Here is a 24,862-nt window from a genome sequence, read left to right on the forward strand (position 1 = left end):
TACTAAAGCTTACTACAAGCAATGTTTAATATTTCTCTTCCTTTTATCCTATTCGACAATATGAAGAAAAAACCATTTTTCATCTATTAACAGAAGGTGTTCTTAATGAAATTTTTTTACAATTTACTTTATGGCAATATTCAGTATGGCTCACTCGTTCTCTACTCATACGAAAGAATATTTTGACGGAAGAAAAAGTTTGCCTTATAGTCAAATTTGACTATAATATTCTTTATGGCATATCAGTGCACTTATGGAAAAGAAATTAAAATCAACTATACATTTAAATTTTTTATCCACTGCACTCAAAACTTAATATAGTTTACTTATTTCTAAAGGAGGGTTATATTTGGAAACTCAACCATTAAAAAAAGACGCCAACAAGACAAAATTTGTTGTTGCTGGTTTACTGCTTGGTATATTAATGGCCGCAATGGATAATACAATCGTTGCAACCGCAATGGCAACAATTGTTGGAGACTTAGGAGGATTTGATAAGTTTGTTTGGGTCACATCAGCTTATATGGTAGCAACAATGGCAGGGATGCCTATCTTCGGGAAACTTTCTGATATGTATGGGCGGAAACGTTTTTATATTGGTGGCCTCATTCTTTTCTTATTCGGTTCTGCGCTCTGCGGAACAGCTTCAAGTATTGAGCAATTAAGTATTTATAGAGCTATTCAAGGTATCGGTGGTGGTGCTCTTATGCCTATCGCCTTCACAATTATGTACGATATCTTCCCACCAGAAAAACGCGGGAAGATGACAGGACTATTCGGTGCTGTTTTCGGGACCTCTAGTGTATTCGGTCCTTTATTAGGCGCTTATATTACAGACTATATAAGTTGGCATTGGGTCTTCTATATCAATATTCCATTAGGACTTATCTCCTTTTTCTTCATTACTAAATACTACAGTGAGTCTCTAGAATTTAGAAAACAAAAAATTGATTGGGCTGGTTCTATTACACTTGTCATAAGTATCGTTTGCTTAATGTTCGCATTAGAACTTGGTGGTAAGGAGTATGCCTGGAATTCCAATGTAATTATTGGCTTATTTACAACAGTAGTTATTAAGCTTATTATTTTCTTCTTTGTAGAACGAAAAGCAACCGAGCCTATTATTTCGTTCCATCTATTTAAAAAACCTTTATTCGCAGCTAGTCAAGGAGTTGCCTTTTTCTATGGTGCCGCTTTTATTATCTGTACAGTTTATATTCCAATCTTCATTCAAGGCGTTCTTGGAGGTTCCGCCTCTAATGCTGGATTAATTTTAACACCAATGATGGTTGGTTCTGTAATTGGAAGTCAAACAGGAGGACAATTAGCTTCTCGAACAAGCTATCGTAACATTATGATGGTATCTGGCGTCTTCTTCGTTCTTGGTATTTATTTATTAAGTACTTTAACAATGGACACACCTCGTTTACTCGTAACACTATTTATGATTCTCGCTGGGCTTGGTGTTGGCTTCTCATTCTCAGTATTAAGTATGTCTTCTATTCACAAGTTAGAAATGCGAGACCGTGGTTCGGCGACATCAACAAACTCATTCTTCCGATCACTCGGTATGACTCTTGGTGTAACGATTTTCGGTACAATTCAAAATCATATTTTTACAGATAAACTAAACTCTGTGTTCCCCCCTGAACTAGCAAAATTAGCTCCAAAAGGTGGAGACACAAGTTTCTTATTATCACCAGGCGCTACCGCAAAAATTCCTGCTGAAATATTAGCGGGTATTAAAGAAGCTCTCGCTACATCTATTGCGAACACATTCTTCTGGGCACTTATTCCGGCTGTACTAAGTATTATTTGTATTTTACTTATGGGAAATGAACGCCTCTTTACAGGCCCTAAAAAGAAAGAAAAACAAAAGCAAGTCAGTTAATATAAAAAAGAAGCGGCATATCCCTTTATGAAAAAGGATATGCCGTTTATAATATGTATAAAGTGAATCTTTAATCAGTGGCGGTTTTGTTCATCCCCCACTGATTATTAATTGAACCAATCGGGCTTTTATGGACAGCCCGCCCCCCCACCTAACTTCTTTGGTTCTGCTGAATTTTTGGGTGGGTGTCTTGCTGCCCGTTAATGCCGGATAAAGTTTTTATATACAGGAGTTGAGACAGCATGAGCATGAAATTAGTCATTCTCGGCTTGCTACTCGAAGGAGATAAACATCCATATGAAGTGCAGCATATTATGAAAGAACGACAAATGGATTGTTACATTAAATATGCTAAAGGATCACTTTATTACGCATTCGAGCAATTAGAAAAGCAAGGCGCAATTCATATTACAAATGTAATTAGAGACACAAATCGACCTGACAAAACGATTTTTCATATAACAGAAGAAGGCAAAAAACTATTCCACACTTTACTATTAAAACAATTCGAAGCAAAAAACCAAATATATAAACCTATTTATTCAGCCTTATCTTTCGCTCACTTTAGCAATGATCACGAATTAGTTCCTATTTTAGAAAAAAAGAAAAACGATACTCTTCAATATTTACATACTATGCAAACGATATATGATTGTAATAAAGGAAAAGTTCCACGTGCACAACTATATATTTTACAAAGTGTAATTGAGCATATTACAGTTGAATTAAAATGGCTAAACACCCTCCTTAAAGATGCTATAGCAGGCCGACTTTCAGAAGTTGCTATAGATGAAAATTGAGCTATGAAAGAAGACATCCCTACTTCTTTCATAGCTCAATTTCTCTTTTTATACTGTAATATTATTAGTTACTTCAGAATAAAAAAGTCAGAATAATAAGAAATAAAAACTTTGGAATTTTCTTATTTTAAAACAGTAGACAAAATTCCAAAAATTGTGTTAGAATTTGTTTCAATATCATATCGCTTGTTAAATTCCTTTCAAAAGGAAAATAGGTACACGAAAGTTTCGTTTCGTGTTTAAAAGGGAAGCTTGGTGAAACTCCAACACGGTCCCGCCACTGTAAATGCTGAGATTTCTTTTTAGTGCCACTGTGAAAACGGGAAGGTGAAAGAAATTATATGAAGCATAAGTCAGGAGACCTGCCTGTTTTAACAACACTGATAGATTCACGGATGATGATGAGGTGTTAAAACAAAAAGGAAGGCTTATTTTCTATGTCTTTGTACTTTTTGTTATAGGTATTTCCTAGTAAACGGAAATGCTTACTTTCAATTAGGGAGGAATTTAAAATGGCAATTCAAACAAGTAACTTAGGTTATCCACGTATCGGACTACAACGAGAGTGGAAAAAAACATTGGAAGCTTTTTGGTCCAATAAAATCGATGAAGAACAATTTTTAACAACAATGAAAGAAATTCGCCTTCAACACGTAAAAGTACAGCAAGAAAAAGGGATTGAACTCATTCCAATTGGCGACTTTACATATTATGATCACGTTTTGGATACTGCCTATATGCTAGGATTTATCCCATCACGTTTTTCTGAGTTTACATCTTACCTTGATGTATATTTCGCAATGGCGCGTGGCTCTAAAGATCACGTAGCTTCCGAAATGACAAAATGGTTTAACACAAACTATCACTATATCGTTCCTGAATATGAAGAGGGATTACAAATCTCTTTAAAAGATAATCGTCCACTTCGCTTATACGAAGAGGCAAAACAAGAATTAGGAGTAGATGGCAAGCCTGTTATTTTAGGACCATATACTTTCTTAAAATTAGCAAAAGGCTATACACAAGAACAATTTTCTACCATTTTAAAACAGTTAGTTGCACCTTACGTACAACTGCTTTCAGAACTACATGCAGCTGGTGCACAAGCCATTCAAGTTGATGAACCGATTTTCGCTTCTTTAACTAAAGAAGAAGTTCAACAAGCAAAAGAAATTTATGAAGCTATTCGTAAAGAAGTTCCAAATGCGACTCTTCTTTTACAAACATATTTTGATAGCGTAGAAGAAAACTATGAAGAAATTATTACATTCCCGGTATCCGGTATTGGATTAGATTTCATTCATGGTAAAGAAGGTAATTTACATGCTATTTCAAAATATGGATTCCCAGCTGATAAAACTTTAGCTGTCGGTTGTATAGACGGCCGTAACATTTGGAGAGCTGACCTTGATGAAGTTCTTGCGTTATTTACAACGTTACAAAAACAAGTCCAAACGAAAGATTTCATCGTTCAGCCTTCTTGTAGCTTATTGCATACACCAATCGATAAAACAGAAGAAACTCACTTATCGAGTGAGCTGTTTGATGCGTTAGCATTTGCAAATCAAAAATTAGAAGAGTTAGTTCTTATTCATTCCGCTCTCACTCAAGGTACAGAAAGCATTAGTAATGAGCTGGAAACATACCGAAATGTACATCATACAATTCGTTCATCTGCTGCACGTAACCGTGAAGATGTCAAAGCAGCACGAACAGCACTAAAAGAAGAAGATTTTTCACGTCCTCTTCCATTTGAAAAACGATACGAATTACAACAAGTTGCCCTGGAGTTACCGCTATTACCAACAACGACTATTGGTAGCTTCCCGCAAACAACTGAAGTTCGTCAAACGCGAAAAGAATGGCGTAACGGTGTTATTTCAAATGAACAATATGAACAATTTATTGAAAAAGAGACAGAAAAATGGATTCGTTACCAAGAAGAAATTGGGCTTGATGTCCTTGTACATGGTGAATTTGAAAGAACTGACATGGTCGAATATTTTGGTGAGCGCCTTGCTGGTTTCTCATTCACTAAAAACGGTTGGGTACAATCATACGGTTCCCGTTGCGTAAAACCACCTGTTATCTATGGTGATGTAGCCTTTATTAACGGAATGACTATTAAGGAAACAGTTTATGCACAAAGCTTAACGGAGAAAGTTGTAAAAGGAATGTTAACTGGCCCTGTTACAATTTTAAATTGGTCCTTCGTTCGAAATGACATTCCAAGAAAAGAAGTTTCGTATCAAATTGCACTAGCTCTTCGTCACGAAATTGAACTACTTGAATCTTCCGGAATTAGAGTAATCCAAGTCGATGAGCCCGCACTTCGTGAAGGAATGCCACTAAAAGAAAAAGATTGGGATGCTTATATTACATGGGCAGTACAATCCTTCCTTTTAGCAACTTCTTCTGTAGCAAATGAAACACAAATTCATACTCATATGTGTTACAGTAACTTCGAAGATATTGTTGACGCGATTCGCGCATTAGATGCAGATGTGATTTCTATTGAAACATCAAGAAGTCACGGAGAATTTATTGATACTTTAAAACATACAACATATGAAAAAGGCATCGGCCTAGGTGTATATGATATTCATAGCCCACGTGTACCGAGTAAAGATGAAATGTATAAAATTGTAGAACAATCTTTAGAAGTATGCGATCCTAAATATTTCTGGATTAATCCTGATTGTGGTTTAAAAACGAGAAGAACAGAAGAAGTTATTCCAGCTTTAGAACATATGGTGCAAGCAGCGAAAGATGCTCGTTCCCTTTTAAAAACAAACGCATAACAAAAATGGGTTATCCTTTTCTCAGGATAACCCATTTTTTATTCTTTACTTTCAAAAAAGAATTCGTATTGTATTTTATATAATTCATCATCCGTTGGCTCTTCAAGAGGAATTGCTTGTAAGACCACTGTATACTCACCATTTGGAATAGGTATTTGAAATTTATTTGAAAGAATACTCGTTATAACGATACTTTCATTTTCAACTGTAAAAGGAACCGTAATCGTTCTAACCACTTCTTCTTTTTCAATATGTTTCTCGCAAGTCACTTTCACTTCACAAGTATAATCAGAAAGTGCTTCAAAAATAACAGTTCCCTCTGCCTGAGCATAACCTCTTTCAAAATCTTCATCCGTCCAGTCTACATAAGGCTGCTCACCGTCATAGTTCATCAACATTAATTGCGAATAAGAAATTGTTAACTCCATAGTTCCCATTCTCCTTCATTATGAAATGTACAACTACTACTTCACTTCAAATTTCACACGCGTACCATCTGGATATTTATCTAACTTATTCCCTACCCAAGAGCCTGCTCCGCGGTTATCCGCCGGACTTATATATTCAATATGTGCTCCTTTTCCGCCTTCCTTGCACATCGCCATTGGCCATTCATCACGATCATACCCTTTTTTTGAAGGATATGGTGCTAACGACAATTTCCTTCTATCTGCAGCACCACCACGATCGATTGTACAAACTTCTGAATGCCCTTCTTTTATAGCATCCGTAATATGTTTTCCTGTCTCTGGATAACGTTCTTTCGGAAATTCTAACACTTGATCATACGTATTCGTTTTCTTTACACTTGTTTCCTCTGGCACAAGTACTTCATAAACTGCTACTACAATAGACAGAATTGCGATAATTGAAATGATAATACCTTTTAATTGCTTCATGTATACCTCCATGTTTCTACCAGTTTCTTTTTTCCTCCGTTATTATAACAAACTTCTCCTGTATATGTTTTCAGACATTATCTTAGTTATTCCTTGCCATTCCGCCAAAAACTTTCATTTTTTCACTAATGCTGTAGAAAACTAATAGACTTCCGACATTCTTTTTCAAAGGAAGTCCTCATAAAAGATTGAAATGATATATACGATACTTTTTGGGGAGGAAATATCATGGAAGCTACCTATAAAACGAAAGATGTTACGAATAAAACAGGCATCCCAAAACATATAGTCCGCAAATATAGTCAACTGTTAGAGGAACATGGTTATATGATTTCCAAAACAGCTGATGCTCGTATTTATAAACTTGATGATTTAAAACTATTGAAATCTATACATGAAAGAGCTGCTACATTACAAGAAGACATTTCAGAAACGATACCGATTATTTTAAAAGAAAAAGAGGCCCCACCTGTACCAGTTATACAAGATAAACAAGAGATACAACCGAAAGAAAAAGAAGATGGGCGTAACTTTGAGGAGTTCATGTTAAAACTTGAAATGCTAGCTCAATTAAATGAGGCAATTATTCATCAAAATTCTACTCTAATTACACAAAATCGTTTAAAGGATGAGAAACTAGACGAATTGATGCAACAAGTTTATGTAAAAGAAGGCTCTCAAGAAAAAATGCTTCAAGAGTTAGTCGATCACGCCGCTCAAACAGATGCATTGCAAAAAGAAAAGATGGACTTATTAATGAATCATATGTATAAACGAGAATCCAAACAGGAAGAAAAAATGAATAAACTTGTTAGTCAAATTTATAACAAGGACAGTAACCGTGATGCACAGCTTATGCAAGTTATTCGAGAAATTCAAGAAACAAAAAGAATGGTTGCTGCCTCAAAAGAGCAAAGCTTCTTTCAATCATTTAAAAGTTTATTTAACCGAGCAAAACAAGAAAAAACAAATGAATAAACAATATAAAATAAAAAGTTACCTTCCATCGGTAACTTTTATTCCTTATTTTGTACAGCTGGTAATATAATAATTGCTTCAGTGCCTTTTCCACTTTCACTCTTATATTCCAATGTACCATTATGCGCTTGTAAAATACTAAATGTTACCATAAGCCCTAATCCTGTCCCTTTTTCTTTTAAAGAATAATATGGTTGTCCCAGTCTTGCTAACTGTTCTTTTGTCATACCAACACCACTATCTTTAACTCTTATTATGATTGTTTCGTCTTTTTGAATAGCTGTTACTTTTAAATATCCTTTATTTCCTTGAATTGCTTCAATACCATTTTTAACAACATTCATAATAGCTTGCTTCAATTTTGTCTTATCACCAATCGTATAAAGACTTTCTGAAATTTCAACTTGTAAATATACACCTTGCATCGCTGCAAATGACGACATGAGAGTGGTCATTTCTATTAATTGGGCTGATAAACAAATGTGTTCTTTTTTCTCAATTTGCGGCCTTGCTAAATTCAAGTAATCTGAAATAATTTGTTCCGCCCGATCCAATTCAGCTAATACGAGACGCATATAATCCTTATTCTTCACATCTTCCGTACTTTCTAACAATTGGATAAATCCACGAACAACAGTAAGTGGATTTCGAACTTCATGTGCCACACTTGCTGCTAACTCACTTACAATATTAAGCTTTTCTGATTTTTGCATCTCTGTACGTAGCAATGCATTTTCATTTAAATATTCAGTTAAATACACCTGAAATACCATTGTCATGACCATGATAAGCGAGGCAAATATAAATCCGCTATATATTTGCGAAATATACGGTGTAAATCCTGTTTCCAAAAGAACATTAATCATGCCTAATACTAAAGAAACAAGCACATAAAATGATGAAATCATAAATGCTAAAATTAATTTCTTATCCCTTGAAAAAAGAGACCATTTCTTTGATAAAAATAGCGGAACTATCAATAGAAATATTACTTCTAAAACTGGAAGAAAGCTCATTCCCTTTAGTAACCATTCATATGCAACAAAAATAACCGCTGGGATTAAACCAACAATCCCACCATATAAAAAACCACTGACAATTGGAATGGGGTGAAAGTTATATCCACACACATTGCCAAAACAAATAGAGTATGTCATGGAGAGAATGAGCGTAACGCTAGATAAAAACATAATAAAGTAACGATTTGGCTTCGGAGGCATTTCTTGATAGCGATTTAAACGAATCGCTTCATATAAAAATAGTGGCAAAATTATGATGGCAATTTGAATCAATAAATCACGGATAAGCTCCATAACCTCTCATCCCCTATATGTATTTTGATATGATTATATCATTTTATAGGTGTATTTGTTTTAAAATTTTGATTTTTCTTAATATATTTGTTAATTCTTTGTTAACAACTCATCATAATTGTTACAGATTTTCGAAATGATTGTAAACCCTGTACCAAATTTCCTTCGTGCAGTATACAATGAATACGGATTACAAAGAAAATATAAAAATACTTTTTTAGACGGACAACTATAGCAAAATACAGCATATAATCCATACTATCTATGTTTACAAATAAGTGATCATTACTTTAGTAGGAGGAAGATAAATATGGCGGGTACTACGCTTGTTTTAAAAGAAGAAAATTTGGTTGTTCTAGAAAATGTTGAAAAATCAGTATATGAAGAGTTACAGCATAAAGCAGGAGATGAAAATTGCACATGTGCTGTGAACGAATCAGTTGTTCACCTTGGCAAGGTATCCTCTGTACTCTGGAATGAAGATGAAATAGATTGGGAATACGGATATTAAAAAGTCGCTTATAGCGGCTTTTTTTCTCTTTTCTCTCTCTTTCTAAATTACATATACAAAGCGCGATCATAGAAAATATGATAAAATGAACTTAATTTTCAAACGGAAGAAAGGGAGATACAATGGAACAATTCATTAACCCTAGAGTGAAGGACATCCAAATTTCTGGAATCCGTCAATTCTCTAACATGATTCAAAACTATGGTAATTTGATTTCTTTAACAATTGGACAACCCGATTTCCCTACACCTTCTCTCGTGAAAGAAGCGGCAAAACGGGCTATTACAGAAAACTATACAAGCTATACACATAACGCTGGTTTACTAGAATTACGTAAGGCAGCTTGTAACTTCGTAAAAGATAACTACGATTTACATTACTCACCTGAAAACGAAACCATCGTTACAATCGGTGCTAGCGAAGCAATTGATGTTGCATTCCGAACGATTTTAGAGCCAGGAACAGAAGTAATTTTACCTGCTCCTATTTATCCAGGCTACGAACCTATTATTCGATTATGCGGTGCAACGCCTATTTTTGTAGATGTTCGTGAAACTGGATTTCGTTTAACAGCTGAAGCGCTTAAAAATGCTATTACAGAAAAAACAAGATGTATCGTACTACCGTATCCTTCTAATCCAACTGGTGTAACTTTATCCACAGAAGAATTAAAAGATATTGTAGATGTTTTAAAAGATAAAAATATTTTCGTCCTTTCAGATGAAATTTATAGCGAGCTTGTATATGAACAAAAGCATACATCTATCGCACATTTCCCAGAAATGCGTGAAAAGACAATTGTCATTAACGGTTTATCTAAATCACATTCTATGACCGGCTGGCGTGTTGGACTTTTATTCGCACCAAGCTATTTAGCAGGACACATATTAAAAGTTCATCAATACAATGTAACGTGTGCTACTTCAATCGCTCAATACGCTGCAATTGAAGCATTAACAGCAGCTAAAGACGCACCAAAAATGATGCGCCACCAATATAAAAAACGCCGTGATTACGTATATAATAGACTCACTCAAATGGGATTAACAGTTGAAAAGCCAACAGGTGCATTTTACTTATTCCCATATGTTGGTCATTTGACATCTTCATCATTTGATTTTGCACTTGATCTTGTCAAAGAAGCGGGACTAGCTGTAGTTCCTGGAACAGCATTCTCTGAATACGGTGAAGGCTACCTTCGCTTGTCCTATGCGTATAGTATCGAAATTTTAAAAGAAGGCTGCGACCGATTAGAAGCCTTTCTAATGAAAAAAGCTAAGAGTTAAACTCTTAGCTTTTTTATGCATAATGATCACAAGTTTGACGTTTTAGTAATTTATGAGGAATAATGATACACTTTGCAGCGGATTCTGCATTCTCTACTTTATCAACTAAAGCTTTTGCTGCCTCATATCCTAGCTGATAAATATTCACATCAACTGTCGAAAGTGGAGGGCTCGCAATTTCTGATAATAAAGCATTATTAAAGCTTACAATAGAAACATCTTTCGGTACAACGAATCCTTTTTTAGAAAGAGCACTTAACACACCAAGTCCAATTAAGTCATCCGTTGCCATAATTGCCGTTGGCGGTTGCTGCAGTCCCATTAATTCCTCAACAGCTTGTTGACCACTTTCCCTCGAAAAATCAAAATGTAAAATATATTCTTTTGGTAATACAATGTCTGCTAATTTCAAGGCATCACTCATACCAGCTAAACGATCTCTCGTTACAAGTAAATCTGATCCACCACCAATGAACGCGATTTGCTTATGCCCTAATGAAATTAAATATTCTGCCACTTCTCTTGCAGCTGTATAATTGTCATTATCTACATATGTAATTTCATCTTTTCGATCATATGGTTTTCCTATTAAAACAAACGGGAAATTTTGTTCATGTAAATATTGAATAATCCGATCATTCTCCCTTGAATATAAAAGAATAATGCCACCAATTTGGCGTCCCTGTACCATCTTTACGACACCATTAAAAATTTCTTCTTCCGTTTCACCTGTCGACATGTAAAGCGCATAACCTTCTACGTGTGCAAATGAACTAATCCCTCTTATAACTTCTGGGAAAAATGGATTTTGAAAAGCTTTACTTGCAGAACTTGGCATAACAAGACCAAGTGTTTTCGTCGTTTGGTTCGCAAGATTTCTCGCATTTAAATTGGGATGATACCCTAATTCACTCATCACTTTCCTAACACGGCGCTTTGTCTTTTCACTTATACTTGGATTATCAGCAATTACACGAGAAACTGTTGATGGTGCAACATTCGCTTGCTTCGCCACATCTTTAATTGTAACTGTCATAAAAATCCCCCTCCTCTCATTTCTCTGCCATTTTTCATATATTTTATCTCGCACTCATTGCAAGTCATAAACTTTCATTTCTTATATCTTGCAAAACTAATCCTATTCTCCCTCTTCATGTATTGTAAGGGATATAGCTATTTTTTCCTATACTATAATATACTATTTATTTCACTTCTTTTCACATGTGATGTCAAATCTCTTTTCATCTCCCTATAAACTTATTTATAGGGAGATGAAAAGAAAAATGGGACGTAATGTCCCATTTTTCATCCTTTTGTACCTCCAGCTGTTAAACCAGAAATAAAGTATTTTTGTAGTGATAGGAATAAAATTGAAATTGGGATCGCAATTAACACAGAACCCGCTGCAAACGTTGTAAATTCATTACCGAATTTCTTCGCAACCATTTCATATAATCCAACTGCTAAAGTATAATTTTCTGGTGTTCGCAAAATAATACTCGCTAAAATGAAATCTGTAAATGGACCAATGAAAGTAAATAACGCTACAACCGCTACGATTGGCTTTGCAAGTGGCATAATGATTTGCCAAAAAATACGAAAATGCCCTGCTCCATCCATTCGAGCTGATTCATCCAACTCTTTCGGAATCGTATCAAAATACCCTTTCATAAGCCATGTATTCATCGGAATTGCTCCGCCCACATAAATTAAAATTAATGCAAGATGTGTATCAAGTAATCCTGTTAACTGAGCTAATATATATAGTGCGATTAACGCTGCAAAATTCGGGATCATTTGCAGAATTAAAAATGTTAATAAACCATTCTTTCTTCCAACAAAACGATATCTCGAAAATGCATAAGCAGTAAAACTAATAGCTAGTACAGAGAAAATCATCGTCATTACGCTAACTTTCAAAGTATTTTTATACCAAAGTAAGTAATTACTTGAATCGAGATCAAGTAGCTTGCGATAATGATCTAATGTGGCATTTTTCGGAATAATACTTGACCCAGATAAACTATCCCCTGGATTAAACGATGAGCCAATTATCCATAGTAATGGATAGAAAATAATCGCACACATTATGAAGATAACTAAATAACTTAATGAAAGACGTAGGATCTTTTGTCGTTTAATATTCATTTACATCATATCCTCTTCTTGGAATGATTTTGTTCTCTTAAATTGCCATAACGCAACTGTAATAACAATTAACGATAAAATCATTGTAAGAGCTGCTGCTTTACCGTACTGAGCCGAAGTCATCGTTAACTTATAGATCCATGAAATTAAAATATCCGTTCCACCTGCGTCTTGTCCAGCTACAGCAGGACCTCCACCATTAAATAGATAGATGATACTAAAGTTATTAAAGTTAAACGTATATTGCGTAATTAATATTGGTGCTGTTGCATATAACACAAGTGGCAATGTAATTTTACGAAACTGTTGCCAAGCAGTTGCTCCATCTACTGTAGCCGCTTCATATAATTCTCCTGGAATCGATTGCAATATACCTGTTGTCATTGCAAAGACGAACGGGAAACCAAGCCATGTTTGAATCATAATTAAAGCAATCTTTGACCAAAACGGGTCTGTCATCCAAGCAATCTTTTCAATCCCGAATAAAGCTAATACTTGGTTGTTAATTGCTCCAAATGTTTCATTAAACATACCAGCAAATACAAGAATAGATACAAATGCTGGAACAGCCCACGGTAAAATAAAGATTGTTCGAATAATTGCCTTACCTTTAATACCAGGCTGATTTACGATAATCGCTAAAAAAATACCAAGTGCAACTTGTAATGTTGTTGCAACGAATGTCCAAATGACAGTCCAAGAAAATACACTTAAAAATGTATCTCTCCACATCGGTAATGTGAAAATATCAATAAAGTTTTTAAAACCCACCCAATCTACTAATTTAGCTGGAGGAGAATGATATAAATCATAGTTTGTAAATCCAATTAAAATTACGAAGATGATTGGAAATACGACAACAAAGATAAGTAGTAGAAAACCTGGTGAAACCATTAAATAAGGAAAGCCTTGATCTAACAAATTACGGTATTGCTCTTTTACAGAATTTAACGGTGTTCCTATATCACGTTTCTTTCCATTTTGATATGCATCATATAAGTTAAATGCATATATGCCGAGCCCAAACGCGATAACGATAAGTGCCAAGATCCCTTCTACTAATAGAAAGACAGAATGGTCACGTGGAACTTCTGTACCGAGCGTTACAATGCCCCATAATCCCATATTTAATAAATCAGCAAAGGCTACAATAAATGAACCTGTTAATACTAGAAAAATAAGACCTTTTACAAATTGTTTATTATATATTTGGCCCATGCCCGGAATGATTGATAACACGGTTGCCATTTTCCTATGCTTTGAATGGTTTAACCCCTTTGCAGGTTCCATAGATGTTTGCATGTTCCTTCCCCCTTTTTTCTTCCCACATGGAAGGGAGAGAATTCGTGCCCCTCATATTAGAGGCACGAATTTCACCTTATTTTTTCTTACTATGATTTGCCTCAATATTACCTTTAATTTGTTTCACTGCACTATCAAGTGCGGATTTTGGTGCTTCTTTATCTGATACAACTAATTGAAGCGCATCCCCAGCTGGTTTCCAAACTTCCTGCATTTCTGGAATATTCGGCATTGGAATTCCATTTTCCGATTGCGTCGCAACCGCTTTTGCAGCCTCATTTTCTTTAATGATTGGATCTTCCATTACTGATTTTACTGGTGGAATTTCTTTCGTTTTCTCAAAGCGAATTTTAGCATTTTCTTCATTTGTAACCCACTCAGTAAATTTTGTAGCTAAATCATTTTGTTTAGAGAAGCTTGTTACATGCCATCCTTTTACGCCAACGAACGTTTTCATCGGTTGACCATTTGGTAATTTCGGCATTGGAGCAACACCATAATCTATTCCAGCCTTTTCCATCGCTTGGAATGCCCATGGACCATTCATAATAGATGCTGCTTTTCCTTCATTAAACAATCCATCTGCAGCTGAACCACCAGATTCACCGATAATACCTTTCGGGAATAACTTTTCTTTGTACCATTTTTGAATATATTCAGCACCTTGTACCGCACCGCTATTATTTAATCCAATATCATTTGCATTTGGCTTTCCATCTTTTTCACCAAATACATAACCACCCATACCTGCCATAAATGCATTAGCGAAGTAGAAGTTATCTCCTAGTGCTAAAAATCCGTATTTTCCATCTTTCGTAAAGTCTTTTGAGAAGTTAAACAGTTCATCCATCGTTTCGGGTGCTTTTTGCATCATTTTTTTATTATAAATAAAGATTGGTGTTTCAATCGCTTTTGGTAAACCGTATATTTTTCCGTTATATGTTTGTGCTTCTATTGATAAATCTGTAAATTTACTTTTTACTGTATCATCTACTTTCACTTCTGAAAGTAGCCCTTCTGTTACCGCATTACCAATATGATCATGTGGCAATGTTACAACATCTGGCCCTGTGCCAGCTGGACCGTCGAGACGAAGTTTTTCTATTTGTTTCGTCATCTGAACCTCTTCAACTTTTACTTTCACATTATATTTCTTTTCAAAACTTTTCACCGCTGGCTCTAGACCCACACCTTTTTTCTCATCTTCCCAAACAAGAAGGTCATAGTCTTTTTTCGCTTTACTTTCCTCTTTTTTCCCTGAATCTTTCGGTCCACATGCAGATAACATACCAATAGATAATGCGGAAACCGTTAATAATGATAATGCTTTCTTCATCCCAAAAACCTCCCTAAATTGTCTATGTACCTTAGTAACTGAAAACGTTTGCATTTAATGGTTTAATTGAAGCGCAAACAATATTTCAAATTTATGAAAACGTTTGCGCTATTTGTCTATCATTATACATTCTTTTATTCATTTTGCAAATATTAATTTAAAAATTATGTCATTATACTCTTTATGCATTGACTTTATATGAAATGAATACTACTCTTATAAGCAATATTAAAGCTACGAGAAAGGCAATCGTTTGCAATATAGGCTTTATTATTACACTTAAGGGAATACTATGTATAGAGATATTGAAGGGGGATTTTCTATATGTTTAAAGAAGCCATTTATCATAGGCCGAAAGATAATTATGCATACGCTTACAATGAACAAACAATTCACATCCGCATACGTACTAAGAAAGATGATATTCAAAACGCCGATCTTATTTACGGTGATCCTTACGAATGGAAAGACGGGAAATGGATTTCATTAAGTACACCAATGAAAAAAACGGGTTCTACTGCATTATTTGATTATTGGTCCATTTCAATCGAACCAAAATTTAAGCGCTTACGTTATGGATTTGAATTAAAATCTGAAACAGACACTCTTATTTATACAGAGCGAGGATTCTTTTCTAACATTCCAAATGATGATGTTGGTAACTTTTTCTGTTTTCCATTTATTCATGCAGATGATGTATTCAAAGCACCATCCTGGATTAAAGACACCGTTTGGTATCAGATTTTCCCTGAACGATTCGCTAATGGCGATAGTACGCTGAATCCAGAAAACACTCTTCCTTGGGGAAGTACGAATCCAACTCCAACTAATTTTTTCGGTGGAGATTTTGCTGGTGTTATTCAAAACCTTGATTACCTTGTTAAGCTTGGCATTTCCGGAATATATTTCACACCTATTTTCAAAGCTCATTCAAACCATAAATATGACACAATTGACTATATGGAAATTGATCCACAATTTGGGACGAAAGAAACTTTCAAAGAGCTCGTTGAAGAATGTCATAAGCACGGTATAAAAGTAATGCTCGATGCTGTGTTTAATCATAGTGGATACTTTTTCGAGAAATTTCAAGACGTTCTAGAGAACGGTGAGAAGTCCGCATATAAAGAGTGGTTCCACATTCATGAATTCCCGATTATAACCAAGCCACTTCCAAATTATGATACTTTCGCCTTTACACCGTATATGCCTAAATTAAATACAGCTCATCCAGATGTAAAAGAATACTTACTTGAAGTAGGACGTTATTGGGTACGAGAATTCAATATAGATGGCTGGCGTCTTGATGTCGCAAATGAAGTCGATCACAACTTTTGGAGAGAATTCCGAACTGAAATAAAGACATTAAATCCTGAAGTATATATTTTGGGAGAAATTTGGCACGATGCCCTTCCGTGGCTACAAGGCGATCAATTTGATGCTGTCATGAGCTACCCTGTTACAAACGCTCTACTTTCTTACTTTGCTAACGATTCCATTAAAGCAAGTGAATTCATGAAGCAAATTACAGAATCTCTACATTCCTACTCTATGAATGTAAATGAAGCAGCCTTTCATTTATTAGATAGCCATGATACTCCAAGAATTTTAACAACATGCAATGGAGATAAAAATAAGTTGAAATTGCTCTATGTATTCCATCTTTCTTTCATCGGCTCTCCATGTATTTATTACGGAGATGAAATCGGCATGGATGGTGGTATGGACCCCGATTGCCGTAAATGTATGATTTGGGATACTAAAGAACAAGATCATGCATTATTTACACATATACAAACATTGATTTCATTACGAAAACAACATGCAGCTTTTGGAGGACATGGTACTTTTCAATTCATCGAAGCAAATGATGAACATAATTATATTTCTTATACGAAAACATATGAGGATGAAACTATCTTTTTCGTTTTAAACCCCACTAATAGTGAAGTTACAGTTTCACTCCCTCTTCATGTTACTGGTAAGAAAATAATTAACATTTATACAAATGAAGAATTTTCAGCAGAAGCAAGTGTATTACAAGTTACACTTCCTCCATATGGATTCTCCATATTAAAATGGTAACCCAAAAAATCCTTATGCCAAGGTGGCATAAGGATTTTTCTTATTTCAATTTGAATACCATCGCTTCATACGGACGTAATGTAATGTTATCTATCGATCCGATTTCTACATCGTAATTGTGTATGAATAATTCTGATTCACTATAACTAATATCCTCAGGCATTTCAAATACACTTTCATCCGCAGTAAAGTTTGCAATAACAAGTAGTTTTTCGTCTCCATATGTTCTTACATAAGCAAAAATAGAAGGATTATTCTCTAATATTAAATCATATGATCCATATACAACTATTTCATTATTTTTGCGTAGCTCAATTAATTTCTTATAGTAATAAAAAATTGAACCTTCATCTTGGATTGCTTGTTTCACATTAATCTCTTTATAGTTAGGATTTACAGTAATCCAAGGCTCACCTGTTGTAAATCCAGCGTGATTCTGATCATCCCACTGCATTGGAGTTCTAGCATTATCACGACCCTTTATATAAATAGAATCCATTACTTTTTCTATATCTTCACCATGGTCTATCACTTTTTCTTTATACATATTTAACGTTTCAATATCTCGATATTCATCAATTGATTGGAATCGAACATTCGTCATTCCGATTTCTTCACCTTGATAAATATATGGCGTTCCTTTCATCATATGAAGAACTGTCGCTAACATTTTCGCAGATTCAATGCGATACATTCCATCATTACCAAAACGAGATACAACGCGGGGCTGATCATGGTTATTCCAATAAAGGCTATTCCATCCGGTATGCTCTAATGCTTTTTGCCACTTTGTTAAATTCTCTTTTAAAGTAAGAAGTGAACATGGTTTTACATCCCACTTTCCACCTTCTCCTGAATCTAAATCCATATGTTCAAATTGGAATACCATTTGCAACTCTTTTCGTTCTTCTCCAGTATACAATTTGGCTTCTTCTGTCGTTACACCAGGCATTTCACCAACCGTCATAATATCATAATTCGATAATACTTCCTCATTCATTTCATGCAAATATTTATGAATGTTTGGACCGTTCATAAAATGTTTATGACCTGAAACATAACCATCTTCATCTGTTTCAACTGTTGGTAACCCTTCTTCTTTAGAAATAAAATTGATAACATCCATGCGGAATCCATCAATTCCTTTTTCTAACCAAAACTTCATCATCTCATAAACATCTTGTCTTACCTTTTCATTATCCCAGTTTAAATCCGGTTGTTTTTTAGAAAACAGATGTAAATAATATTCATCCGTCATTTCATCATACTTCCATGCAGATCCACTAAAAGCAGCTCCCCAGTTGTTCGGTTCTTTCCCTTCTTTTCCAGGACGCCATATATAGTAATCTCTATATTTATTATCTTTTGATTTACGTGATTCAATAAACCAATTATGTTCATCAGATGTATGATTAACAACTAAATCCATCATCAATTTCATATTACGTTCATGCATTTCATGTAATAGTTCATCCCAATCTTCCATTGTTCCGAACTCGTTCATAATTTTACAATAATCACTTATATCGTAACCATTATCATCATTTGGAGATTCATAGACTGGTGATAACCAAATCACATCAATCCCTAACTCTTTTAAGTAATCTAGCTTTGAAATAATCCCTTGAAGATCTCCTATACCATCACCATTACTATCCATAAAGCTACGAGGATAAATTTGATATACTACGCTTTCTTTCCACCATTGTTTTTCCATTATGCTACCCCATTTCATTCATAATTCATTTTTCTCTTTTTTAAGGTGCAAACGTTTTCATTAATGAATGATAACAGATTCTATCTCAATTTAAAATAGCGCTTACAATTTTTATTGTTCTTTTTCTAAGAAAAAACGCGAAAATCACTAATAATTCTCCAATATATGAAAACGTTTTATTTTTTTATTTATTTTTTGAATCTATTCGTTTATAATGAACTCAAAGAAAACGTTTGCATAATTATTTCTAGGGGGAAATACCATGGCAGAACTTAAATTAGAAAACATTTATAAGATATATGATAATAACGTAACAGCTGTAACTGATTTTAATTTACACATTCAAAATAAAGAATTTATCGTATTTGTCGGTCCTTCTGGATGCGGAAAATCTACAACGTTACGAATGGTAGCTGGACTCGAAGATATTTCAAAAGGCGAGTTTTCAATTGATGGTAAACTAATGAATGATGTTCCTCCAAAAGATCGAGATATCGCAATGGTATTCCAAAACTACGCTCTTTATCCACATATGAGTGTATATGATAATATGGCATTTGGATTAAAACTTCGAAAAATACCAAAAGATGAAATCGATCGTCGTGTAAAAGATGCAGCAAAAATTTTAGGACTTGAACAATATTTAGATAGAAAACCGAAAGCATTATCAGGTGGACAGCGCCAACGTGTTGCGTTAGGTAGAGCAATCGTTCGAGATGCAAAAGTTTTCTTAATGGACGAGCCATTATCAAACTTAGATGCTAAACTCCGTGTTGCAATGCGCTCAGAAATTTCTAAGCTACATCATCGCCTTGGAACAACAACAATTTATGTAACACATGACCAAACAGAAGCAATGACTATGGCTTCGCGTCTTGTCGTTATGAAGGATGGAAAGATTCAACAAATTGGAACTCCAAAAGAAGTATATGAAACACCAGAAAACATTTTCGTGGGTGGATTTATCGGGTCACCAGCGATGAACTTCTTCCGTGGTAAATTGACTGAAACCGATTTCGTTATAGACAATACTATAAAAATCAAAGTATCTGAAGGAAAAATGAAGATGCTGCGTGAACAAGGCTATGTAAATAAGGAAATTGTTTTAGGTATTCGCCCGGAGGACATTCATGATGAACTACTATTTTTAGAAGCTTCACAATCTACTACTTTCACAACAAAAATTGAAGTTGCTGAATTGTTAGGTGCTGAATCTATTTTATATATGAAACTTGGAAATCAAGATTTTGCAGCACGTGTTGATGCACGACATATATTCTCACCTGGAGACCAAATTAAATTGGCATTTGATTTAAATAAAGCGCATTTCTTTGACAGCCAAACAGAACAACGTATTCGCTAAAAAAATTTCCTTCTATATAACATACAAAAAAACCGTCCACATATATTGAGGGCGGTTTTCATTATTATACTAGGGCTTCTACTGTATGAAATGATTGTCCTTTCGTGCTAATAATACCGAAAATCGGTAAATCACTAAGCACCACTTCTTCTTGCTGTTTCATAAAAGATGACGTTAATTGTTTTATCTCTATCCAAACGTCATTAATACAAAGTACATTGGAATCGTTCTCTTGTTGGCGAGAAAAAATAGAATCTATTTTATATAAACCAGCATTTTGAAAAAGCATGTCAATGCGACTGAATGCATTCAAAGTGATGCTAATAACGCGTTGCCAATCTCCTTGCTTTTCCATATCATAGAATACAAAAAGGGCTTCTCCGCCTAGATTCGTAATTTCCTCCACTGTTGCTTGTCCACTTTCTTGATCAATGTCCGTCACAATTACTTTTGCGCCTTGTTTAGCCAACAAAAGAGCTGTATTACGTCCAATACCGATGCCACCACCAGTTACGATAGCAACTTTTCCTGCAAGCTTCATTTTCATTACCCCTTCTATAAGTCTTACCGTCATTCAGTATACTCCTTTATGAGATTATTCTGCAAGCAAGAAAAATTGCTCATTTATTTGTAAGCGATTACTTTTTTTACTCTTTCTTTTTTCCTACTATTACGCTGATCGAAAACTAAACCGATGAAAATTAAAATCTCCCAAAAGATTACACTACCTCCAGTCATTTCAATTTCCCCCTTATTATATAAAGATATTATTTTAATCATTGTAAATTTTTCTCAATTCCCAATCTATCAAAACCCAAAATGATATTATTACATAAATTGTAGTATAACAAAAAAAGACCTTCTTATTTTATGTATAAAAAGGTCTTTTTTCATTATACAAGACTTATTACTTTCGTCTTTGTAATTAAGTCCTGAAAACCGCAATTGTCTTTGCGGAACAACATCATATATACGTTACATATTAATGGAATTCCTAATAGCAATACGTTCGGCAATAACAATACAAAAAATCTTATAATTAATGTTTGCAACGTTAGCTTTTCACTCTTCAATGAAATTAATTTTATTCTCGTTACCTTTTTGCCAAGTGTAACACCGTTCCAAATAAAGGGTAACACAATAAAATATATCGCCATTAATATGAAAACTACTGCGAAATCATATCTAAAATCACCTAAACTTATATTAAAGCGCTTAAACATAGCACTATAGTTTCCGGTCATAATAGCTACTACTGCACCATACATAACCGAGATTAAAAACATGTCAATTAGGGAAGCACCTATGCGATTCATTACAAGCGCTGGACGATGCATCTTTAACTTCATTTTATGTCGACTCCTTCATATCCTTCTTTACCCGTCTCATCGTACCACTTCTAAAAAACATTGTAAACTAGCGTTTCTCTTACTTTTCTTGTACAATTTGTTACAATAGCATTATAAAGGAGGTTCCCATATTGAAAAAATGGATAATCCTATTCGTCGCCTTCCTATTAACCGGTTGTACAGGAAACACAAGTCACTTAACTTATACGGTTAACGATGAATACGAGCTCATACGTACTTCTGGAAATGCATTTGAACTTTTCCCCTCGCAAGATGCTGTATATGCCACACAATACATCCCTGCAAAAATTACAGACATTGCTTGGGATGATAAATACATTATTGCAAAACAAACTGAGGAAAAATCAGATCCAAACAACCCTGACGCAGCAATTGCAAATAAAAAAAGTGAACATTATTGGATTATTGACGTAAAGCACAATAAACGTTTCGGTCCCTACAATGAAAAGCAATTTAATGAACAAAAAGATGCGTTTAAAATTAAGGTGCCTTTTCAAAATGTAGATTCATACATAAAAGAAATAAAAAAACAGTCAGCATAATCTTTTGAGTGCTGACTGCTTTGTCTTACATTATTTTAAAAACACATTACTCCGAAAGTGAGATATTAAACGTTTGTGGCTCTTTTACAACATCTTGTGTTTCTGAATCTCCTGCAAGTAAATCATCAGTTATAAACTGAATATCCTTTACCTTGTCTTTTCCATCGTCAAGTATTAAACCAATAATCCCATCTCTTGTTTCACCAGGCTTATAGTCTTCTCTTGATACATTTTTTGTACCAACTAACGTATCTTCGTCATATAAAAAGTTTTGAGTCGCTACTTTAAAATGTTGCTTACCATTAATTATAACATCATTCATAGAGAAAAATTGCATATTTTTATTTCCGCTATTCTCCACTTTATATGTAATCTCAACGTAACGAATTGTATTACTAATCTCTGTTCCACTTAGCGATGCATATAATTCTGCATCTTCTTGGCTTACTTTATCCCCTAATCTACGTTTTACTTCTTCAGGAGTTAGTGCCGTGTATACTTTCAATGTATTTTTTGCCTTTTCACTCATCTGTGATAAAGAGATTACTTTCACATCTTGTACGTGAATTTTCATTGGCGCTACTTCAAATGTTTGATTCACAGAATGCATCTGCTCTAACTTGAAAGTACCCCATCCTGTTTCTTTCACTTTTTGTCCTACTTTTTTCAGCTCACGCCCACCATATTCTTTTGTTTCAGGAATAGATTCTTTCTTCTTCGGTTCAGCTTTCTTTTCTTCTTGATGGAAGCAACCACTTAACATAAGAAGAAAACTACATAAAACAAAAATACTTTTCCATGCTTTCATCATTTCATTTCTCCTAACGCTATCATTCATGAATATAAAATTAGTCCCTTGCTTTGTAAACTATAGAAACAATGAAAAGTCCACAAAATGAACTTGTCAGTCCAGATACTATTATACCTCCAATTTGGAAAATATGAAAATAGGGATCTAGGAACACATGCACGATAAATATAATAGTTGCCACAACAATTACTGAAATCCAATACTTTCTTTTTTCCGAAGCTAAAATAAAGTCTTTACCCATTTCATTTCTATGCTTCCATAAAACGTATACTAATAATAGAAAACCAATACATGTACTTCCATGTTGCATATATTTATAAACAGAGATACTATACCATTCTCTTTGCAATAATGATATTTTCATAACAAAATAGCCTGTCTTATGAGTGAATGCATCCCAAACAACATGCGTTAACATACCGAATAATGCTGAATAACAAAATACAAAAAGCTCCTTCCATGTATGAAGACCCCACCCCTTGTCTACTGCATATGTATAGTAGCCAGCAAATGGTTTAGGTAAATGTGTTATAAAAGGCTTTTTTAAAATGTAATGATATATGTATGCTAATAAGAAGACAAGTGGTAAATTTAAATATAAGAACCCAAGCCACGTATGCCCAATTACACCATACGGTCTAAAGTGTAAGAAATATTCAAAGTCAGGCGCCATACTACCTAATATAAGAGCCGTTACTGAAATATGTTTAGAATGCTTTTTCGCAAAAGGGAGAACTGCTGCTGGATGTGCAAATGTAAACGGCATACTTTAACTCCTTCTCACATTTTCAATAGAATACCATCTATCATAACGAGAGAATGGAACTTCATGCAATATTTATTTTCACATTGGAATATGATAGTTTAAATGATATAATCCACATAAATATTCAGAAGACAAGAAGAGATTCAGGTGTTATTAACACTTGTATTTGCTACCTTTTTAAATTCAAAATCCGTTATGAATTGAGGTTTATATATTGATTGACGTACCCTTTTTACAAAATGTCACATTAAAAAAAGAAACTATCCCTAGTTTTTCCGCATATCCTTACTGCTTACCCGCTATCCGAACATTACAATCACTAGCTTTCCATCCAAATGTAACATTCATTATTGGAGAAAACGGAACAGGTAAATCAACATTACTTGAAGGAATTGCAATTGCGTTAGGTTTTAATGCAGAAGGTGGAACGAAGAATTTCCGCTTTAGCACAAACGATTCACATTCATCTTTACATGAATACCTTCGAATCTCAAAAAGTTTCAATACACCAAACGACGGTTTCTTTCTTCGCGCTGAATCATTTTATAACGTTGCTTCTTATATTGATGAAATAGATGCTATAAAATCTTACGGCGGCGTTTCACTACACGAACAATCTCACGGCGAATCATTCTTTTCCTTATTTATGAACCGTTTTTCAGGAAAAGGTTTATACATTTTAGATGAGCCTGAGGCAGCTTTATCACCGATGAGACAACTTTCCATGCTCATTCGAATGCATGAGCTAGCTGAACAAGGTTCACAATTTGTTATCGCGACGCATTCTCCTATTTTAATGGCTTATCCTGAATCCACTATATACTCTTTAACACAAGAGGGAATTCACGAATCCACATTAGAAGAAACTGAGCATTACCAAACGACGAAACTTTTCTTTGAAAATCGCGATCGATTATTCCATCATCTATTTGAGTCGTAAAAA

Annotated in this window: 23 protein-coding genes and 1 riboswitch; of the genes, 10 read left to right on the forward strand and 13 right to left on the reverse strand. The window is 34.5% G+C overall.

The window, feature by feature from the left end:
* Positions 1 to 349 precede the first annotated feature (349 nt).
* The 3 genes from C4S65_RS20305 to metE all read left to right on the forward strand — a co-directional run bounded on the left by C4S65_RS20305 (position 350) and on the right by metE (position 5,492).
* Complete coding sequence (locus C4S65_RS20305; RefSeq protein ID WP_103945413.1) at positions 350 to 1,891, forward strand: MDR family MFS transporter; 1,542 nt, start codon at positions 350 to 352, stop codon at positions 1,889 to 1,891.
* 242 nt (positions 1,892 to 2,133) lie between these two features.
* A complete protein-coding gene (locus C4S65_RS20310) occupies positions 2,134 to 2,691 on the forward strand; it encodes a PadR family transcriptional regulator (protein WP_086407639.1) in 558 nt (185 codons plus the stop codon).
* A 196-nt stretch (positions 2,692 to 2,887) separates the two neighbouring features.
* Positions 2,888 to 3,076, forward strand: a riboswitch (cobalamin riboswitch).
* A gap of 127 nt (positions 3,077 to 3,203) precedes the next feature.
* Positions 3,204 to 5,492, forward strand: coding sequence for a 5-methyltetrahydropteroyltriglutamate--homocysteine S-methyltransferase (gene metE / locus C4S65_RS20315; protein ID WP_001007611.1), 2,289 nt, complete (start codon positions 3,204 to 3,206; stop codon positions 5,490 to 5,492).
* A gap of 38 nt (positions 5,493 to 5,530) precedes the next feature.
* On the opposite strand, the gene C4S65_RS20320 is transcribed toward metE, so the two are convergent.
* The gene (locus C4S65_RS20320) at positions 5,531 to 5,920 is read right to left on the reverse strand and encodes a competence protein ComJ (RefSeq protein WP_000424036.1); all 390 of its coding nucleotides are present in this window, start codon (positions 5,918 to 5,920) and stop codon (positions 5,531 to 5,533) included.
* Between the two features lie 36 nt (positions 5,921 to 5,956).
* Positions 5,957 to 6,391, reverse strand: a complete 435-nt coding sequence (nucA, locus tag C4S65_RS20325; RefSeq protein ID WP_000811508.1) for a DNA-entry nuclease — start codon at positions 6,389 to 6,391, stop codon at positions 5,957 to 5,959.
* A 228-nt stretch (positions 6,392 to 6,619) separates the two neighbouring features.
* Between nucA and C4S65_RS20335 the strand changes: the two genes are divergently transcribed.
* Complete coding sequence (locus tag C4S65_RS20335) at positions 6,620 to 7,369, forward strand: DUF3967 domain-containing protein (RefSeq protein WP_000388465.1); 750 nt, start codon at positions 6,620 to 6,622, stop codon at positions 7,367 to 7,369.
* A gap of 38 nt (positions 7,370 to 7,407) precedes the next feature.
* Here C4S65_RS20335 and kinB read toward each other — a convergent pair whose 3' ends face one another.
* Entirely contained in the window at positions 7,408 to 8,682 is a 1,275-nt protein-coding gene (gene kinB / locus C4S65_RS20340; RefSeq protein ID WP_000420361.1) for a sporulation sensor histidine kinase KinB, read from the reverse strand.
* Positions 8,683 to 8,992: 310 nt separating this feature from the next.
* Between kinB and C4S65_RS20345 the strand changes: the two genes are divergently transcribed.
* Both C4S65_RS20345 and C4S65_RS20350 read left to right on the forward strand, forming a co-directional pair.
* Complete coding sequence (locus C4S65_RS20345) at positions 8,993 to 9,193, forward strand: hypothetical protein (protein ID WP_000929277.1); 201 nt, start codon at positions 8,993 to 8,995, stop codon at positions 9,191 to 9,193.
* A 122-nt stretch (positions 9,194 to 9,315) separates the two neighbouring features.
* Entirely contained in the window at positions 9,316 to 10,479 is a 1,164-nt protein-coding gene (locus C4S65_RS20350; RefSeq protein ID WP_103945414.1) for an aminotransferase A, read from the forward strand.
* A gap of 13 nt (positions 10,480 to 10,492) precedes the next feature.
* Here the strand turns inward: C4S65_RS20350 and malR are convergent, their stop codons facing one another.
* The 4 genes from malR to C4S65_RS20370 form a co-directional block, all read right to left on the reverse strand.
* Positions 10,493 to 11,515, reverse strand: coding sequence for a maltose operon transcriptional repressor MalR (gene malR / locus C4S65_RS20355; RefSeq protein WP_000219052.1), 1,023 nt, complete (start codon positions 11,513 to 11,515; stop codon positions 10,493 to 10,495).
* A gap of 269 nt (positions 11,516 to 11,784) precedes the next feature.
* Positions 11,785 to 12,627, reverse strand: a complete 843-nt coding sequence (gene malD / locus C4S65_RS20360) for a maltosaccharide ABC transporter permease MalD (RefSeq protein WP_098838278.1) — start codon at positions 12,625 to 12,627, stop codon at positions 11,785 to 11,787.
* The gene (gene malC, locus C4S65_RS20365) at positions 12,628 to 13,929 is read right to left on the reverse strand and encodes a maltosaccharide ABC transporter permease MalC (RefSeq protein WP_086407640.1); all 1,302 of its coding nucleotides are present in this window, start codon (positions 13,927 to 13,929) and stop codon (positions 12,628 to 12,630) included.
* Between the two features lie 76 nt (positions 13,930 to 14,005).
* On the reverse strand, positions 14,006 to 15,265 hold the full coding sequence (locus tag C4S65_RS20370) for an extracellular solute-binding protein (RefSeq protein ID WP_000709931.1): 1,260 nt from the start codon (positions 15,263 to 15,265) through the stop codon (positions 14,006 to 14,008).
* Positions 15,266 to 15,589: 324 nt separating this feature from the next.
* Here C4S65_RS20370 and C4S65_RS20375 point away from each other — a divergent pair, with 324 nt between their 5' ends.
* Complete coding sequence (locus C4S65_RS20375; RefSeq protein ID WP_086407641.1) at positions 15,590 to 17,350, forward strand: alpha-glycosidase; 1,761 nt, start codon at positions 15,590 to 15,592, stop codon at positions 17,348 to 17,350.
* Positions 17,351 to 17,390: 40 nt separating this feature from the next.
* Here C4S65_RS20375 and malL read toward each other — a convergent pair whose 3' ends face one another.
* Positions 17,391 to 19,067 (reverse strand): oligo-1,6-glucosidase, encoded by a 1,677-nt coding sequence (malL, locus tag C4S65_RS20380; protein WP_086407642.1) that lies wholly within the window; start codon positions 19,065 to 19,067, stop codon positions 17,391 to 17,393.
* Between the two features lie 262 nt (positions 19,068 to 19,329).
* On the opposite strand from malL, the gene ugpC reads away from it, so the two are divergent.
* On the forward strand, positions 19,330 to 20,430 hold the full coding sequence (gene ugpC / locus C4S65_RS20385) for a sn-glycerol-3-phosphate ABC transporter ATP-binding protein UgpC (RefSeq protein WP_061666343.1): 1,101 nt from the start codon (positions 19,330 to 19,332) through the stop codon (positions 20,428 to 20,430).
* Positions 20,431 to 20,494: 64 nt separating this feature from the next.
* Here the strand turns inward: ugpC and C4S65_RS20390 are convergent, their stop codons facing one another.
* From C4S65_RS20390 to C4S65_RS20400, 3 genes are all read right to left on the reverse strand, one after another.
* A complete protein-coding gene (locus C4S65_RS20390; protein WP_000218414.1) occupies positions 20,495 to 21,004 on the reverse strand; it encodes an SDR family NAD(P)-dependent oxidoreductase in 510 nt (169 codons plus the stop codon).
* Between the two features lie 50 nt (positions 21,005 to 21,054).
* Complete coding sequence (locus C4S65_RS20395) at positions 21,055 to 21,168, reverse strand: hypothetical protein (RefSeq protein WP_000145648.1); 114 nt, start codon at positions 21,166 to 21,168, stop codon at positions 21,055 to 21,057.
* A gap of 155 nt (positions 21,169 to 21,323) precedes the next feature.
* Positions 21,324 to 21,779 carry an RDD family protein gene (locus tag C4S65_RS20400; protein ID WP_000769078.1) on the reverse strand — a complete coding sequence of 152 codons (456 nt, stop codon included), beginning with the start codon at positions 21,777 to 21,779 and terminating at the stop codon, positions 21,324 to 21,326.
* Between the two features lie 131 nt (positions 21,780 to 21,910).
* Here C4S65_RS20400 and C4S65_RS20405 point away from each other — a divergent pair, with 131 nt between their 5' ends.
* The gene (locus tag C4S65_RS20405) at positions 21,911 to 22,342 is read left to right on the forward strand and encodes a DUF3997 domain-containing protein (protein ID WP_000758793.1); all 432 of its coding nucleotides are present in this window, start codon (positions 21,911 to 21,913) and stop codon (positions 22,340 to 22,342) included.
* A 46-nt stretch (positions 22,343 to 22,388) separates the two neighbouring features.
* On the opposite strand, the gene C4S65_RS20410 is transcribed toward C4S65_RS20405, so the two are convergent.
* Together C4S65_RS20410 and C4S65_RS20415 are read right to left on the reverse strand one after the other, a co-directional pair.
* Positions 22,389 to 23,153 (reverse strand): hypothetical protein, encoded by a 765-nt coding sequence (locus C4S65_RS20410; protein WP_000973897.1) that lies wholly within the window; start codon positions 23,151 to 23,153, stop codon positions 22,389 to 22,391.
* Positions 23,154 to 23,190: 37 nt separating this feature from the next.
* A complete protein-coding gene (locus C4S65_RS20415) occupies positions 23,191 to 23,919 on the reverse strand; it encodes a DUF4184 family protein (protein WP_001116860.1) in 729 nt (242 codons plus the stop codon).
* Between the two features lie 214 nt (positions 23,920 to 24,133).
* Between C4S65_RS20415 and C4S65_RS20420 the strand changes: the two genes are divergently transcribed.
* The gene (locus C4S65_RS20420) at positions 24,134 to 24,859 is read left to right on the forward strand and encodes an AAA family ATPase (protein WP_000568014.1); all 726 of its coding nucleotides are present in this window, start codon (positions 24,134 to 24,136) and stop codon (positions 24,857 to 24,859) included.
* Positions 24,860 to 24,862 lie beyond the last annotated feature (3 nt).

The organism is Bacillus sp. ok061 (assembly GCF_900108285.1).
Classification (GTDB): Bacteria; Bacillota; Bacilli; order Bacillales; family Bacillaceae_G; genus Bacillus_A; species Bacillus_A thuringiensis_S.